The sequence below is a fragment of the Vibrio metoecus genome, assembly GCF_009665255.1.
GTDB classification, from domain to species: Bacteria; Pseudomonadota; Gammaproteobacteria; order Enterobacterales; family Vibrionaceae; genus Vibrio; species Vibrio metoecus_B.
This window is the reverse complement of record NZ_CP035686.1, coordinates 1,204,233-1,219,605: the sequence shown is the minus strand read 5'-3', so window position 1 is coordinate 1,219,605 and position 15,373 is coordinate 1,204,233. Positions and strand designations below refer to the sequence as shown.

14 protein-coding genes and 2 pseudogenes are annotated in these 15,373 nt (G+C 46.9%); 9 read left to right on the top strand and 7 right to left on the bottom strand.

Annotated features, from left to right (window positions below):
- The first annotated feature begins 399 nt into the window (after window positions 1-399).
- The 3 genes and pseudogenes from EPB59_RS05565 to vcmA all read left to right on the top strand — a co-directional run bounded on the left by EPB59_RS05565 (window position 400) and on the right by vcmA (window position 3,252).
- A pseudogene (locus EPB59_RS05565) lies at window positions 400-1,265 on the top strand (fructosamine kinase family protein).
- A 156-nt stretch (window positions 1,266-1,421) separates the two neighbouring features.
- On the top strand, window positions 1,422-1,625 hold the full coding sequence (locus EPB59_RS05560; protein ID WP_001243588.1) for a CPXCG motif-containing cysteine-rich protein: 204 nt from the start codon (window positions 1,422-1,424) through the stop codon (window positions 1,623-1,625).
- Window positions 1,626-1,878: 253 nt separating this feature from the next.
- Window positions 1,879-3,252, top strand: coding sequence for a sodium-coupled multidrug efflux MATE transporter VcmA (vcmA, locus tag EPB59_RS05555; protein ID WP_154171786.1), 1,374 nt, complete (start codon window positions 1,879-1,881; stop codon window positions 3,250-3,252).
- A gap of 131 nt (window positions 3,253-3,383) precedes the next feature.
- On the opposite strand, the pseudogene EPB59_RS05550 reads toward vcmA, so the two are convergent.
- The 7 genes and pseudogenes from EPB59_RS05550 to EPB59_RS05520 form a co-directional block, all read right to left on the bottom strand.
- Window positions 3,384-4,231 (bottom strand): annotated as a pseudogene (locus tag EPB59_RS05550) (DNA ligase).
- Between the two features lie 150 nt (window positions 4,232-4,381).
- Window positions 4,382-5,560, bottom strand: a complete 1,179-nt coding sequence (locus EPB59_RS05545) for a tetratricopeptide repeat protein (RefSeq protein WP_154171785.1) — start codon at window positions 5,558-5,560, stop codon at window positions 4,382-4,384.
- Complete coding sequence (locus tag EPB59_RS05540) at window positions 5,557-6,177, bottom strand: energy transducer TonB (protein ID WP_055034107.1); 621 nt, start codon at window positions 6,175-6,177, stop codon at window positions 5,557-5,559. Before EPB59_RS05540 ends, EPB59_RS05545 begins: the two co-directional genes overlap by 4 nt.
- On the bottom strand, window positions 6,177-6,581 hold the full coding sequence (locus tag EPB59_RS05535) for an ExbD/TolR family protein (protein WP_001236421.1): 405 nt from the start codon (window positions 6,579-6,581) through the stop codon (window positions 6,177-6,179). Before EPB59_RS05535 ends, EPB59_RS05540 begins: the two co-directional genes overlap by 1 nt.
- Entirely contained in the window at window positions 6,578-7,117 is a 540-nt protein-coding gene (locus EPB59_RS05530; protein WP_195707094.1) for a MotA/TolQ/ExbB proton channel family protein, read from the bottom strand. Before EPB59_RS05530 ends, EPB59_RS05535 begins: the two co-directional genes overlap by 4 nt.
- 9 nt (window positions 7,118-7,126) lie before the next feature.
- The gene (locus EPB59_RS05525; protein ID WP_154171783.1) at window positions 7,127-8,503 is read right to left on the bottom strand and encodes a MotA/TolQ/ExbB proton channel family protein; all 1,377 of its coding nucleotides are present in this window, start codon (window positions 8,501-8,503) and stop codon (window positions 7,127-7,129) included.
- A complete protein-coding gene (locus EPB59_RS05520) occupies window positions 8,503-9,261 on the bottom strand; it encodes a DUF3450 domain-containing protein (protein ID WP_154171782.1) in 759 nt (252 codons plus the stop codon). The genes EPB59_RS05525 and EPB59_RS05520 overlap by 1 nt, the downstream gene beginning before the upstream one ends.
- 305 nt (window positions 9,262-9,566) lie before the next feature.
- Here EPB59_RS05520 and EPB59_RS05515 point away from each other — a divergent pair, with 305 nt between their 5' ends.
- From EPB59_RS05515 to EPB59_RS05490, 6 genes are all read left to right on the top strand, one after another.
- Entirely contained in the window at window positions 9,567-10,871 is a 1,305-nt protein-coding gene (locus EPB59_RS05515; RefSeq protein ID WP_055050815.1) for an extracellular solute-binding protein, read from the top strand.
- Between the two features lie 64 nt (window positions 10,872-10,935).
- Complete coding sequence (locus EPB59_RS05510) at window positions 10,936-11,817, top strand: ABC transporter permease subunit (protein ID WP_055050816.1); 882 nt, start codon at window positions 10,936-10,938, stop codon at window positions 11,815-11,817.
- 9 nt (window positions 11,818-11,826) lie between these two features.
- The gene (gene ugpE, locus EPB59_RS05505) at window positions 11,827-12,669 is read left to right on the top strand and encodes a sn-glycerol-3-phosphate ABC transporter permease UgpE (protein ID WP_000841549.1); all 843 of its coding nucleotides are present in this window, start codon (window positions 11,827-11,829) and stop codon (window positions 12,667-12,669) included.
- Complete coding sequence (locus tag EPB59_RS05500; protein ID WP_154171781.1) at window positions 12,659-13,840, top strand: sn-glycerol-3-phosphate import ATP-binding protein UgpC; 1,182 nt, start codon at window positions 12,659-12,661, stop codon at window positions 13,838-13,840. Before ugpE ends, EPB59_RS05500 begins: the two co-directional genes overlap by 11 nt.
- Window positions 13,841-13,864: 24 nt before the next feature.
- Entirely contained in the window at window positions 13,865-14,626 is a 762-nt protein-coding gene (locus tag EPB59_RS05495; protein ID WP_154171780.1) for a DeoR/GlpR family DNA-binding transcription regulator, read from the top strand.
- Between the two features lie 30 nt (window positions 14,627-14,656).
- Entirely contained in the window at window positions 14,657-15,367 is a 711-nt protein-coding gene (locus tag EPB59_RS05490) for a glycerophosphoryl diester phosphodiesterase (RefSeq protein WP_055050817.1), read from the top strand.
- Window positions 15,368-15,373 lie beyond the last annotated feature (6 nt).

The following is a 15,373-nucleotide window of genomic DNA, read 5'->3' as shown; positions in this document are numbered from 1 at the left end:
CTCCGCTTTACTGCTGCTGTTCGCCAGTTGGTTTCTATCTTTCTTTAATACTAAGACATGAATAACTATTTTCACAGATGGCAGGTGCTAGTTGCTGCACTTTCCACCAAGAGTACGGTTAATTCGCTCAATCCAGCTTAATTATGAGCTAAAACTGACTGACTGAGAGGAGTTTTATCTCATTATTCGAAAAATTGTTTACACCGTGATCTCATGGCGCACATCGTGACAAATAGTACGAAAGTGAACTCAATGATTTTATGAGTTAAATCACACTTAGTTGTTTCTCTGACTGCAATATTTACTCAAGATAGATTTATGTGCACTCATAAACTTTCATATTGGCTAGCTTGACATACACTAGCCTGTAACCAAATTAAAAAACCGAGAGCTTGAGTTATGTGGCCAGCAATTATTCAACAATTGTCCGCACAGATGGACAAAAGTTTTCACATGGTGGAAAAAGAAAAAGTGCATGGAGGTGACATTAATGAATGCTTTATGGTCAGCGATGGCGTGGATCGCTATTTTGTCAAAACCAACCAACGCGAGTTTTTGAGTAAATTTGAAGCCGAAGTAGAAAACTTGCGTGTCATGCGCGAATCCAACACGGTACAAGTACCGCAATACCTTGTGCATGGAACAAGCAAAACGCACGCTTATCTGGTTCTCAACTATCTTGCCATCAAGCCATTGGATGACGCCGAAAGAAGTTTTGAGTTTGGTGTGCAACTTGCCAATTTACATCGTTGGGGAGACCAGAAAGAATTTGGCTTCGACATCGATAACTACATTGGCGCTACGGTTCAACCCAATCCTTGGCATAAAAAGTGGTCACTATTTTTTGCTGAGCAGCGAATCGGCTGGCAGTTACAATTGCTGCAAGAAAAAGGTATTCATCTGATTAATATTGATGAATTTGTTGATCTCATAAAATCTCGTTTAGCCAATCATACGCCTCGCCCTTCTTTGCTACATGGCGATCTCTGGTTTGGTAATGTAGCAAATTCGGTACATGGACCACTGTGCTTTGATCCTGCCTGTTATTGGGGGATCGTGAATGTGATATTGCGCTTGCAGAATGGTTTGGTGGTTTTCAGCCTGAATTTTTCCAAGGTTATGAAAGCATTTGGCCATTAGATTGGGGATATGAGGAACGTAAAGACATCTATAACCTTTACCATGTGCTCAATCATTACAATCAATTCGGTGGACATTACTTAGATGAAGCGCAGAAATTGATCGAAAAGATATTGTGCTATTGAATGAATCGCAACTAATTGTTGATTTTTATAAATATATCTGCTCTGGTGGTTAATTGTTGGTTTTATGTTTTCCTTCAAACTTTAGACTTAATTTTATTCTTTAAGAAACTTCCCTGATTAGTATTACTGTATCTCCAAGGACGTAAGGAAAGAGATATGAGAAACTTCACAGAAAAGTCCGTTATCTGCCCGCATTGCGGTCACGGTATTCGTTTGACTTTAGATGCTTCGAATGGAAGTCAGGAGTTTTACGATGACTGCCCCGCTTGCTGTCACGCGATCCACCTCAATATGACGGTCGATGAGTTACACGACACCATTGAATTGTATATTGATGCTGATGACGAACAGATTTTCTAACCCTGTTTGTGTTTAGCGTTATCTCTGCATAAGAGCGCCAACTACGGCGCTTTTTTCACATCCATCAGATCAAATTAACCAGTTACGCCGGCTTCCGTTTCATACATTGAGCTTCAACCTGACAATTTGTGATTTATATCAGTTTTTCATGGAGCTTATTGCGACATTTCATTATCATTCCGTCCAGTGCCATGAGTTGAGTATTGCTTAATTTTTTATGGCTCCTCTTTTTGTCCCCCCTTTGGAGAATTCTGTGCATCGTTACAAAATCGAAGCATCAAATTTAATTAAACTTGCGACGCCAGTATTGATTGCTTCCGTTGCACAAACTGGTATGGGCTTTGTCGATACAATAATGGCCGGTGGCGTCAGTGCGATTGATATGGCCGCGGTATCTATCGCTGCTAGTATCTGGCTTCCTTCCATTTTATTTGGCGTAGGTTTATTGATGGCACTTGTGCCTGTCGTTGCGCAGCTCAATGGTGCTGGCCGTCAACATAAAATCCCGTTTGAAGTCCATCAAGGCTTGACCCTAGCACTATTAGTTTCTATCCCGATTATTGCCGTTCTCTTTCAAACACAATTCATCATTCAATTTATGGATGTTGAACAAGCGATGGCAACCAAGACTGTCGGATATATGCATGCTGTGATGTTTGCTGTTCCCGCTTACTTGCTGTTTCAAGCGTTACGAAGCTTTACTGATGGCATGTCGCTAACGAAACCTGCCATGGTGATTGGATTTATGGGACTTTTGCTCAACATTCCACTGAACTGGATTTTTGTCTACGGCAAATTTGGAGCGCCGCAACTTGGCGGTGTAGGCTGTGGCGTTGCAACGGCAATTGTTTATTGGATTATGCTGTTTCTGCTGATGTTCTATATCACAACGTCTAAGCGCCTCGCTCATGTCAAAGTTTTTGCCACGTTCCATAAGCCACAGCCCAAAGAGTTGTTCCGTCTATTCCGCTTGGGTTTCCCTGTTGCCGCCGCACTGTTCTTTGAAGTCACTCTCTTTGCTGTAGTGGCACTGATGGTTGCACCTTTGGGTTCAACCGTGGTGGCGGCTCATCAAGTGGCGCTTAACTTTTCCTCGTTGGTGTTTATGTTTCCAATGAGTATTGGTGCGGCGGTTTCCATTCGAGTCGGACACAAATTAGGTGAACAAGACACCAAAGGCGCAGCTATTGCCGCAAATGTTGGCTTGATGACGGGTCTAGCGACTGCTTGTATCACCGCTTTGCTGACGGTACTGTTCCGCGAACAAATCGCACTGCTCTATACCGAGAACCAAATTGTGGTAGCTCTGGCAATGCAATTGCTGTTGCTGGCAGCGATCTATCAATGTATGGATGCCGTACAAGTGGTTGCAGCTGGGGCGTTGCGTGGTTACAAAGATATGACGGCGATTTTTCATCGAACCTTTATCTCTTACTGGGTACTCGGTTTACCTACTGGCTACATTTTAGGTATGACTAACTGGTTAACAGAGCAGCCAATGGGAGCCAAAGGTTTCTGGCTTGGCTTTATTATCGGGCTTTCTGCGGCGGCGTTAATGTTAGGGCAACGTTTGCTATGGATTCAAAAGCAGAGTGATGACAAACAGTTGCACCTTGCAACCAAATAGTCACAGATGAAACATGAAGGCCAGCCATACGCTGGCCTTTTTATTAGGAAATCAAAGTGCATCAGAAAATCTTACTGCTCATTTTATTGGCAACAACTTTTCAAGCGTTGCGGCATTGTTGTTGGTGCAAATCAGTAACTTGCTTTCTCTCGAACATAGCGAGCAAATCGTGGTTTGCCTTCTGTCGTTAATCCGTTGTAGCGGTAGGTGACTAAACTGCCAATTTCAGGCGGATCTGCACGTTCAGCATCGCTAAAACCACTGCCAATGTAGAATTCAATTCCATCTGGAGTGCGTACTAAAATCGATCCCATCTTCCCTTTATACTTTCCTGAGCCTAAGCGATAACCAATCACCGTGGCTTCAGCATCTTGATGTTTTTTAAGCTTGAGGAGATCGTTACTACGACCCGCTTGGTAACGAGCATCGATTTTGCGCAGCATTACCCCTTCCCCGATTTTCCACTGATATTGTCCAGATAACTCAGTAGTTCCTGTTCAGATTTTATCGGAGTGTGCTCAACAAATTTGATGTGCTTTTTATCTAACTGATTGACTAAGTAGACGAGATTGTAGTAACGCTTACTGTAATCACCCGCAGCATCTGGCATATCAAACAGCATAAAATCAATATTCCGCCAAGCTGATTCTGAAGGTTGCATATCCAACACCGTCTGCTGCACAAGAGTAAAGTTTCCTCTTCCGGCCCACAATTCCCCCTCTAGCGGATAAGGTGGCAGTGGCTCGATAAACCAGGAAGGTGCCGCTATCGGATTTCCGTTGCGTGTGACAAGCTGTTTTCCGGTCCATATCGCACGAATACCATCCAGTTTTTCACTTTTCCAGTAATCATAAATATTGATACCGTGTTGGTAGTCATTTGCGAAAGTAATTGGAATGAAAGCGAGCGGGCTATCATTCGCCGATGTTTGCTGTGAAAGGAGTATTGCTGCGGCAGTGAGTGTCAGTCGTATCAGCATGGTCATGTCCCTAATGAAGATGCAGAGTCATTTTCATTAGGGAAACATATGGATGAAAGGGTGATTGATTAATGATGCGAAACAGTTCATTAATTTCCCTTATTGACTAAACAGCGTATTACATTGCTTAGGGCGCCTTTAACAAATCCGTTAAGAGTTTTGCGTCGAAGGTGACTGCCGTAGTTGAGATAAGTATTTAATCCACTGTTTGGCACTTTCCGAGGCTTGAATACTTTCCGCTCGTTTCGCTTGTAGTAAAGCGGCATCAATCTGATTCAATTTGTAGAGGGCGCGCGTTTTAGCTAGCGCAACTTGCGCTTGTCTATCGCGCTCTTTGACTTGATCAAGTTCGGCTAACGCTTGCTCATAGTCCCCTTCTTGCAATAAGAGTTGCGCCACATACCAGTGATATTTCGCGTCTTTCGTGGCAGCCAAACGCCAGGTTTTAATGGCATGATCCCACTCTTTAGCGCGCTGCCAATAAATGGCGCGTTCGGTAATGAGTTGTAGATTGCTTTCCGCCTCTTCCAAGGTTTCCATGACTTGAGCTGCACGCTCTGGTACCCCATTTTGCGCGTAGAGCTGAGCCAGCAATCGTAAATCTTGCTGGTTGAGTTCGACCCTTTGCATTTTGGCGAGGGCTAAAGTGCTGAGTGCCTCTTTCTTCAACCCTACACGCAGCTCTAGGCTCACCAGTTGACGCCACCAAGCACTCTTTTGCGGCTCCAGTACTAATAAACGTTTCAAAGTGGCGATCGCAGGTTTCCACTGATCCAAATTAAGTTCAGCGCCCAACTGTAGTGAAAGTGGCAATACTGCATCTTGCGATTGGTACTGTGCATACTGCTTAATCCCTTTCAGGACAGATTTCCACTCTTGCAACTGAAAATGCAGTTGAGAAATTCTCAGCCAAAGCTCATCGCCTTTTTGATTTGCTGGAATAGATTCTGACAGCACATAGTAATGCTTCAGCGCCGGACGATACTCTTGTTGGCTGGTCAGTAGATCAGCCAACATTTTCCGAGTTGACCAAGCTTGTTCATCTTGCAGCTCATTACTTTCCACCGCCAATTTCAGTGATGAAATCGCCGCGGGGATTTGCTCATTCTGCCAGTAGAACACCCCAAGCATACGGGCAACATAAGCACGGTCATAACTTCTGCTCAGTTCTGTTTGCTTGAGAACCTGAATTGCCTCTTTCACCTTGTTTTCTTGTGCCAACTGGTTCGCCTTGACGACTTTACTGGCCGTAAACGGGCTTAACTCTGCGGCATGACTCACAACAGATAAACAGGACAGAAGAAGATAACTTAAGATTCGTCGTTTCATTTTTGTAACTTAAACTCCAGTCGAACCGTCAGCCCGGTTTGAAGCACGGCTTTACCATCCACAATTTTCGGTTGGTATTTCCAGTTACGCAAAGCCAGCATCGCTTCACGTTCAAAATAACGTTTGGGGTTGGCATCCACCACTTCAATGTCGCGAGTTTTGCCCAGTTCATCAATGTTAAAACGCAGCGTAACATACCCTTCAACCCCACGTTGCAAGGCTTTGGCTGGATAGTTAGGCTCGACTCGATGCAAAGGCATCACTTGCTGATTCACCGAAAATTCACCAAATTGTGGGGCATTCACTGCCACACCTTCAATCGCGGTGCTAAGGTTTAAATCCACCAGCGGATTGAGTGATGACACATCCATCGCGGCAGTTTGCTCAGATCTCGCAGGCGCTTGAGTTGGCACTTGCGGTACTTGTGGCTGTTCCGGCACACTACGCTGCCTGCGTTGTACATCTTGTTCCTGCTCTGCCATCACCATCGTAAAATTTAGTGCCGCAGTTGGCTTAGGAATGCTTTTCCCGCCGTTATCCACCATCCAAGCCATCAGGCTAAACAGTGCCAACGTAACAGCGAGAGCAATTGGGCTGGCTAAGATCAAGCGACCCATCAGGGTTTCTCCGCTGCAAGCGCAATGTTTTTCACACCCGCACCTTTTGCTGCATCCATCACTTTCACTACCGTGCCGTTAAACGCATGTTCATCGGCTTGAATCACCAGTGAGGCATCCGGCTGATCTAGCAAAAGATGTTCTAGAGTCGCTTGCACTCGTTCCACATCGACCTGACGTTTATCAATGTAGATGTCATTGGCCGCGGTAATCGCAACAAAAATCCCAGCTTGTTTTTGGCTCACCGCATGCGCTGCGGTGGGACGATTGACTTCGACACCCGATTCGCGCACAAACGAGCTCGTCACAATAAAGAAAATTAACATGATAAAGACGATATCCAGCATCGACGTTAGATCGATCTGCGCTTCATCTTGCTTGGAAGGTCTGCGCCCTAGCCTCATGATTGGCTCCTTAACGCTTGTTCTAATTTCATTTCAAGTCCACGACAGGTTTTGCTTAAACGTGCGTGAACAAAAAGTCCGGCTAATGCGGCCACCATGCCTGCCATAGTGGGTAAGGTGGCGAGTGAAATGCCTGAGGCCATCAACTTGGGATCGCTACTGCCTTGAGTCGCCATTACATCGAACACCGAAATCATCCCTGTTACCGTACCAAGTAGTCCGAGCATAGGACAAATGGCCACCAGAACCTTAATCAGATTAAGATTCTGATGTAATGCAATGTGCGCTTCGCCAAGCCATTGCTCGCGAATGGAACGGGCAAACCAACTCTGTTGATCGCTACGTTGTAACCACGAGGTAATCCAATGCTGACGTTGCTTTGGAAACGCCAGCGTCAGAAACAATACGCGCTCAATCACCAGTAACCAGCACAGCAATACGACAGCCGCTAACCACCAAAGTACCGCCCCGCCTTGAGCCATAAACTGCTCAAGCTGCTGCCAGTATTCCAGTAGGAAAGAGAATGCTGAATTCATCATTCGCCCTTACGCGGTTTGTTTAACAAGTGGTTGAACCGATTGAGCGGAGCAGTCAAGCTCCGCTTGTTGAGCAACCAGTCCAATCCCTTGTTTCTCCAGAATATTGCGAATCGCTTCTGCTTGTGCGCTGAGAATATTGTGCGCCAGTAAGAGCGGAATCGCCGCAATCAAACCTTCAACGGTTGTCACCAAGGCCATCGAAATGCCGCCCGCCATGACTTTCGGGTCACCGTTACCAAACTGAGTGATCACTTGGAAGGTTTCAATCATCCCGGTCACTGTACCGAGCAGGCCGAGCATTGGTGCTAACGCAGCCAATAATTTCAGCATGGATAAACCCGTTTCAAGGTGGTTTTGCTCATCCACCACGGCTTCCAACAAACGGAGTTCAAGTGCTTCCACACTGCGTTGCTGCTCTTTGTTGTAAACCGCCAAAATGCGACCCAGTGGGTTATTCCCCGGCTGATCAGGATTTTTGAGCTGAGCCTTAATCTTTTGACGCAGAGTGGCCAATATCGCGCCACGGTATAGAGCGATAATCAGCCCCACACCCAGTAACACGAGAATCACGTTACCAATCACGCCACCGGCTTGTAGGCGCTGACTTAATGTTGGAGTTAAAGCTAGTTGTTCTAGCAATAAACCGCGTGATGGATCAACCTTCATGGTGACAACGTCACCTGAGGTGAGTGATTGAATTCGACTTAAGGTTGGGAAATCTGACGGCAGTTGTTGATAACTCACCGCTTGTTGACGTTGGTTATCCCACTTTACATAGCCTTTTTTAGTAACCAATCCGAATGAGCCTAAACGCAATGCAGGTTCCGTTTGCGTTTCGCCCTGCCCGTTTAACCAAGCAATTTCCGTCGGCTCAACTTGTGCACTGGCTTGAATTTCTTCATTCATGGCTTGCCACAAGCCACGCAGTTGAGCCATCGAAGGCAAGGTTTTCGCCGCAACGACTTCATCAATGCTACTTTGATAAGCACGAGGCTCAACGCCAGTCACTGATTGATCCAGTTCATTTTGCAGCTCTTTGGCATTTTGGCGTACCACACCAAACATCTCGCCTAAGCTGCCCGTTTCCAGTCGCAACGTTTCTTCAAGGCGCGCGAGCGTATTTTCGTTGTCACTGAACTGAGTAGAGAGCTGATCTGCCTCTTTTTGCAGGCGATTGCGTTCAGTGAGCAAAGCGGCTTTCGCAGCTTGAAGCTCTTGTTCGGTTTGCACAAAACCGGATTCACGCTGCTGGTTATGCTGCTGTTGCTGCGCTTTATCTTGATTGGCTTTTTGCACTAAATCATCTGCCGCGTAAGCAGAGCTAAAACCGAGAGCTAGAGGAAGGGTTAATGCCAACGCCAAGGCGGAGTGTTTAAACTTCATTATTTAGCCTCCGCAGCGGTCAAAGAAACAGGCAAGTTCAAGAGTATCGGTGCAATTTGCTGTTGTGCCAGTTGGTAAGCAGCATTGAGATCACTTTTGTTCGCATCCGAAAGTGCTTGCCATGACTGCTGTTTCGCATCCCAATTCCAGAATTGTTCACCATCAAGGCTACGAGCCAGCAGCACTAAACGACCTAAATAAAGCACTTCAGCTTCTACCTGCTGTGCGGAAGACAAGGCAATTTTCGCTTGGTAAGTACCCAGCTTGTTACCGTAATCCAGTTCAATTTGGTACGCCTCAAGAATACGGCGATATTTTTCAGCATCGCTGACATCAGCACGCGGCATCAGTTCTTTGAGCTTTTCAATGCGTTCTTGACGGGCTGCGAGACGGATCGGCTTATCCTGCGCTACCCACTCCTCTAATCCCTCAATCATGTCGTACATCAGTGGCACAATCCCTTGACGAGTACGTTTAATCTCTTCCGTTTGCTGCTCAAGACTGCTCATCTCTTGCTCTTGGTTCGCGACCAGAGACTGTAAATGATTACGATAGATCTGAAGGTTTTTGACTTCTTCATTCAGTTGCTCAATTTCCGCGCGTAATACCAGAGTCTTTTCTGCACTGCGATCAATTTTCTGTTGGCTTTGTGCAGAAGCTTGGTTGGTGCTGTTTTGAATCGCTTGCGCTTGATCGAGCGAAGTAGCATGCGCTGGCAAAAGTGCCGATACGCAAAGGAGTGAGAGACATCTTTTCATAGAGTGTGATTTGCCTTTTTCGGAATGAGTAGGATTCTATTGAGAAACACTCTCATTATCAACCGGATTCATTCATCGTTTCTGCTCTTTGGCGACATAAATCCCTGTTCGTGTACAAAAAATGGTAATTGGTATTCATCATGAAGCGTCCAAACAAATGCATCGCGTTGCACCTTGACATAAATCCTTGATAGATCTTTCATTTTTTTGTCATTAACTAGCCACCGCTCTGTAACTTTTGCTCGCCACTATACCTTCCAACGAAACACCAACAGTCTCGTTCGAAACTTACAAGGAATGAATCAATGAATAAGGTATGGTTATCAGGCTTACTAACCGCAACGGTTTCTGGCGTATTTTCAACTTCGACCCTCGCGGCCACGGAAATCACTTGGTGGCATGCCATGGGTGGTCAACTGGGCGAAACCGTCAATCACCTCGCCAATGAGTTTAATGCGTCGCAAAGCGATTATAAGCTCACTCCTGTTTACAAAGGTTCGTACACAGAAACACTTACCGCAGGCATCGCTGCCTTTCGTGCAGGCCAAGCCCCAAATATTCTGCAAGTGTTTGATGCGGGTGCTGCAACGATTATGAGCGGAAAAGGCGTGGCAAAACCGGTGCAAGATCTGATGATCGAATCCGGCTACCCCTTTACTTCACAAGATTACATTGCTGGCGTGCGTAACTTTTATGCGGACAACAAAGGCAAAATGGTCGGCATGCCATTCAACAGCTCAACGCCTGTGCTGTATTACAACAAAGATATGCTGGCTTCTGTTAACGCGAAAGCCCCACAAACTTACGAGCAGCTAGAGCAAGTGGCCGCTAAGCTAGCTGAAAAAGGCCAAGCGGGATTTGCCCAATCGTTAACGCCATGGATCATGTTCGAGAACTTCAAATCTCGCCACAATCTGCCACTTTCCGATAAGCAGAATGGTTACCAAGATCTCTCAACCAAGATCATGTTTAACTCTGACGATATGCTGATGCATGTGAAAAAACTCAAAGAGTGGTCGGATAAAGGTTATTACAAATATTACGGCAGTGATTGGGATGCCAACCAAACCCCATTCGAACGTGGTGAAGTGGCGATGTGGATGGGCTCTTCTGGCTCATTCGGCGGCTTGCGTAACCGCGTAAAATTCAATCTCGGTACCACCTACTTGCCTTACTGGGAATCGGTCACCAAAAATCCGACTCACACCTTTATTGGTGGTGCAGCCCTGTTTGCTCTGCAAGGCCACAGTAAAGCGCAAGACAAAGGTGTAGCGGCATTCTTCGCTTATTTGACCAAGCCTGAAACGCAAATGTACTGGCACAAAACCACTGGTTACGTCCCAGTGACGAATGCGGCATACGAACTCACGAAACAATCGGGCTACTACCAAGAAAACCCCGATGCAGAAGTGGGCGTGAAACAGCTTAGCCTGCCGGATGGCGAGTGGACCAAAGGCTATCGCCTCGGTTACTACCCACAAGTGCGTGAAGTGATGCACCGCGAATTCGATAACATTTTTGCTGGCCGCTCAACGGTAGAGAGCAGCTTGAACAAAGTGGAAAACGAAAGCGCCAAGCTACTGGATCGCTTCGCACGTACGGTGCAATAGCCTCAATGGCCGCCATTCGAAAGATGGCGGCTTATCTTCTCTTACGTCAATTTTGAGTTTATCTGTGCAACGTCGACAACATTTCGCTCACACTCCGCTGCCCTATTTGCTGCTTGCGCCGCAGATAGTGATCATCGCGGTGTTCTTTATTTATCCCGCCGCTCAAGCGATTTATCTCTCTTTTATGTTGGAAGATCCTTGGGGGCTTTCCTCCACGTTTGTCTGGTTTGAAAACTATCAAGAGCTGTTTAGCTCGGCGGAATATCTGAATTCACTGGGGTTTACCCTACTGTTTTCGGTGATCGTTTCTTTCCTCTCTCTGGCGCTTGCGCTGCTTTTAGCGGTAAAAGCCGACAACATCATTCATGGGCAAAGTGCGTATCGCGTTACTTTGACGTGGGTGTATGCCGTGGCTCCTGCCGTAGCAGGCATTATCGGCGGCTTTCTGTTTAATCCGCACATTGGTGTACTGACTGATCTGTTTCAGCGCATTGGGTGGCAGTTTAGTTTTCAAACCGATCCGTTCGATGCTTCGATTGCCCTCATTCTGGTTTCTGTCTGGAAGCAAGTTTCGGTCAACTTCCTCTATTTTCTGGCCGGTTTGCAGTCGATTTCCTACGCCGTTCGCGAAGCGGCGCTGCTCGATTGCCAAAGCGACAGCAAACGTTTTTGGAGCATCACCTTTCCGCTGCTTGCCCCGACTGGATTTTTCCTGCTGGTGATCAACCTCACTTACGCCTTTTTCGACACCTTCGGGGTGATTGACACCATGACCAACGGCGGCCCCGGTGGCAGCACCACCTCGCTGGTATACAAGGTGTATCGCGATGGTTTTGTCGGAGCTGACCTTGGCGGCAGTTCGGCGCAATCGGTCGTGCTTCTCGTATTGGTGCTGGCGCTGACGTGGTTACAGTTCCGTTTCGTTGAAAAACGTGTTCATTACTAAGGAGTCATGATGAAAAGTAATCGACTCTCGGATCATGTGATCCTGATTATTGGCGCACTGTTTATGCTGGTGCCACTGTGGCTGATTTTCGCCAGTTCTACTCATCAACCTAACGATATTGTTTCTGAAGGTTTGCAATGGACCTTGGGCGATAACCTCAGCGCAGTTTATAGCGAAGCATGGAATAAAAGCCTTGGCTTTGCGGGTAATGTCACTGCACAAAGCATGATTATGAATTCGATGATCATGGGCTTGGGTTTTGCGATTGGCAAAATCGTGATTTCGATGATGGCGGCCTATGCCTTGGTCTATTTCCGTTTGCCTTATGCCAGCGCGTGGTTTTGGCTGATTTTCATTACCCTACTGCTGCCGCTTGAAGTGCGGATTATTCCCTCGTACGAAGTGGTGTCCAATCTGGGCATGCTCAACAGCTACACCGGCTTAGTGCTGCCACTGATTGCCTCAGCCACCGCGACCTTCTTCTTCCGCCAGTTTTTCAAAACCATACCGGATGAACTCTTGGAAGCCGCTCAACTTGATAACGCTGGGCCAGTACGCTTTTTTATCGATATTTTGTTTCCCCTCTCGAAAACCATGATGGCCGCAATTTTCATCATCATGTTTGTGGTGGGTTGGAACCAATACCTGTGGCCAATCATGATGACTACCGATGAGCAGTACAACACGATCGTCATGGGCATAAAGCAGATTCTCAATAACATCAATGAAACCAGTTTGCCGCGTTATGACTACGCATTTGCCATGGTGATCCTCGCCATGCTCCCACCCGTTTTGGTGGTGGTGATTTTCCAACGTTGGTTTGTAAAAGGATTAGTCGAAAGTGAAAAATAACCAGAACTCCAATATTCATCTGCTACGCAGCGCCAAACACGCGGAGCCTGTTATGTTAGACATCAAACAGTTAGTCAAAACTTACGATAACGGCCATCAAGCGGTTAAGGGAGTGGATCTGTCGATTCATCAAGGCGAATTTATCGTGTTAGTCGGCCCATCAGGCTGCGGAAAATCGTCCATTCTGCGCTCTATCGCAGGCTTAGAGAGCATTACTTCTGGCGAAATTCATCTTGCGGGACGCCGCGTCGATAACGAAAAACCGGCCAATCGCGACATCGCTATGGTGTTCCAAAACTACGCGCTCTATCCGCATATGAGTGTCTACGACAACCTCGCCTACGGCCTTAAAAACCGTGGTGTGGATAAACAAACTATCGCGGCGAAAATTGCTAAGGTCGCGAAAACCCTCAAGATTGAAGAGTACTTAGACCGAAAACCGGCCAAGCTTTCGGGCGGACAACGCCAGCGTGTGGCGATGGGGCGTGCAATTGTGCGCGATCCGCAGCTGTTTTTGTTTGATGAGCCGCTCTCGAACTTGGATGCAGCTTTGCGTGCGCATATGCGTTTAGAAATCAAAAAACTGCAGCGTGAGCTTGGCGTAACGAGCGTGTATGTAACCCATGATCAGGTGGAAGCGATGACACTTGCCGATCGCATTGTAGTCGTCAAACAGGGCGAAATTGAGCAAGTCGGCACTCCCGCCGAAGTTTACCATCAACCGGCCAGTACCTTTGTGGCGAGTTTTATCGGCAGCCCTGCAATGAACTTTCTCCATGCATCCATCAAGCAAGGACAACTGCACATCGCAGGCAAGCACTGTTACTTGCCGCAGTTTGACGCCATGAGTGCCGAAAACATCACGCTAGGTATTCGCCCTGAACACGCCTCGCTCCACCCGCTAGCCAATGCGATTGAGTTAAAACTGGATATTCAGGTCGTTGAGCCACTAGGTCCGAACCAGCTGGTGCATGGCAAAATTATCGGTTTAGAAAGCGAGCAGGATTTCATCGCGGTCACTGCAGAAATTCCGCTCGATGTCCATCAAACCCTGCCGATCTGGGTTGCGCTTGAGCAGCTGCATCTTTTTGATCAACAAGGTAAACGCTTTGTCCAGTCACACCGTTCTTGTACACAGAGCAGCAAAGTCGCTAGCACTCGTCAGCAATAAAATTCGTTAACAGTAAGGAAGCTTGTGACTTTATTATCCACCCGCCAAAAGCAAATCTTGGAATACTTGCAACAAACTCACGGGGTGCTTTCGAGTGCCCTACTTTCGGAACGCTTTGAGGTGTCGGTACAAACCATTCGCAAAGACATGAATGATTTGAGCGATAAAGGTATGGTACGCCGCGTGCATGGCGGCATTTCCCTGCCCAGTCCGAATGACAATTTATCGTTCAGTAATCGCGATTTGATCAACCTGACCGCAAAGCAGCGCATCGCACAGAAAGTGGCGCAAGCTCTGCCGGAAGGATGCAGTATTTTTCTCGGCATCGGCACGACCCCGAAACAGGTGGCGCAAGCGCTGCTCGATCATCCCGGTTTGACGGTCGTGACCAATAATATCAATGCCGCACTGACCTTAAGCCGCAACCCCAACATCAATTTGCACCTCGCTGGCGGACTAGTTCGCCATTCCGATGAAGATACCGTTGGCGAAGCGACAACCCGCTTTTACCGCAGCTTTAATATCAAGGTCGGGATTTTTGGTGTTGGCGGGCTCAATCCTCATGGTCAATTGCTTGATTTTACGCCAGAAGAAGCCAATTTAACCCGCGCGATCATAGAACATAGCGAACAGTGTTGGTTAGTTGCAGACAAAAGCAAATTAGAGCGTTATGCTCCCGTGGTCAGTGGTGAACTGTCTGAAATGCATAGGCTATTTGTTGACCAGATCACGCCCGCCTTTCAGCAGTTGTCTCTTTTGCACCACGTCGAACTTATTGAATCGTGATTTGAGTGTGGTTCTCACTAAGGAAGCATGATGCCTTCAATCATCGTCGGCCACCGTGGGGTGGCTGGAACGTATCCAGAAAATACCCGTGTCAGTGTACAAGCGGCTATCAACCTTGGCTTATCTTGGGTTGAAGTTGACGTACAACCGACCAAAGACAATGTATTGGTTGTGTGTCACGACCATACGATTGACCGTTGCAGTAATGGCAAAGGTCGCATTGATGAGTACACACTCGCCGAGCTGAAACAGCTTGATTTCGGTGCTTGGTTTGATCCCCGTTTTACGGGCGAGCCGATCATGACTCTGGAAGAGTTGCTTGAGCTTGCAGCAGAGCACGATTTAGGACTGAATATCGAAGTTAAAGTCGATAAGCATGATGTGGCGAGTGTCGTACAAAACTTAAAAGAACAACTAGATCAAAGCCCATTGGTAGCTGACAAAATCTTACTGTCGAGTTTTAGCCACGACATTATTTTGCAACTGTACCAACACTGCCCAGGCTACAAATTGGGGATTTTGAGTGAACGTTTAACTCAGCGTGATCGCCAAGTGCTCAAAGAAGTGAATGCGTTTAGCTGCAACCTCAACTACCGCTGGATCACGGAAAAACACATCCGTGATTTGAAAAATGGTGGTTATCAGATTTGGTGTTACACCCTCAATCAAGTGGACAAATTCCGTTATCTGGACAAAGTCGATGCGATTTTTTCAGATTTCCCAGAACGTTTTATCAAGTGATATTGA

Excerpts from the sequence above, each read along its gene's own strand:
- EPB59_RS05560 (WP_001243588.1), top strand. The coding sequence starts at position 1,422 with ATGAGAAACTTCACAGAAAAGTCCGTTATCTGCCCGCATTGCGGTCAC.
- EPB59_RS05545 (WP_154171785.1), bottom strand. The coding sequence starts at position 5,560 with ATGAAACGACGAATCTTAAGTTATCTTCTTCTGTCCTGTTTATCTGTT.
- EPB59_RS05540 (WP_055034107.1), bottom strand. The coding sequence starts at position 6,177 with ATGGGTCGCTTGATCTTAGCCAGCCCAATTGCTCTCGCTGTTACGTTG.
- EPB59_RS05535 (WP_001236421.1), bottom strand. The coding sequence starts at position 6,581 with ATGAGGCTAGGGCGCAGACCTTCCAAGCAAGATGAAGCGCAGATCGAT.
- EPB59_RS05530 (WP_195707094.1), bottom strand. The coding sequence starts at position 7,117 with ATGAATTCAGCATTCTCTTTCCTACTGGAATACTGGCAGCAGCTTGAG.
- EPB59_RS05525 (WP_154171783.1), bottom strand. The coding sequence starts at position 8,503 with ATGAAGTTTAAACACTCCGCCTTGGCGTTGGCATTAACCCTTCCTCTA.
- EPB59_RS05520 (WP_154171782.1), bottom strand. The coding sequence starts at position 9,261 with ATGAAAAGATGTCTCTCACTCCTTTGCGTATCGGCACTTTTGCCAGCG.
- EPB59_RS05515 (WP_055050815.1), top strand. The coding sequence starts at position 9,567 with ATGAATAAGGTATGGTTATCAGGCTTACTAACCGCAACGGTTTCTGGC.
- ugpE (WP_000841549.1), top strand. The coding sequence starts at position 11,827 with ATGAAAAGTAATCGACTCTCGGATCATGTGATCCTGATTATTGGCGCA.
- EPB59_RS05490 (WP_055050817.1), top strand. The coding sequence starts at position 14,657 with ATGCCTTCAATCATCGTCGGCCACCGTGGGGTGGCTGGAACGTATCCA.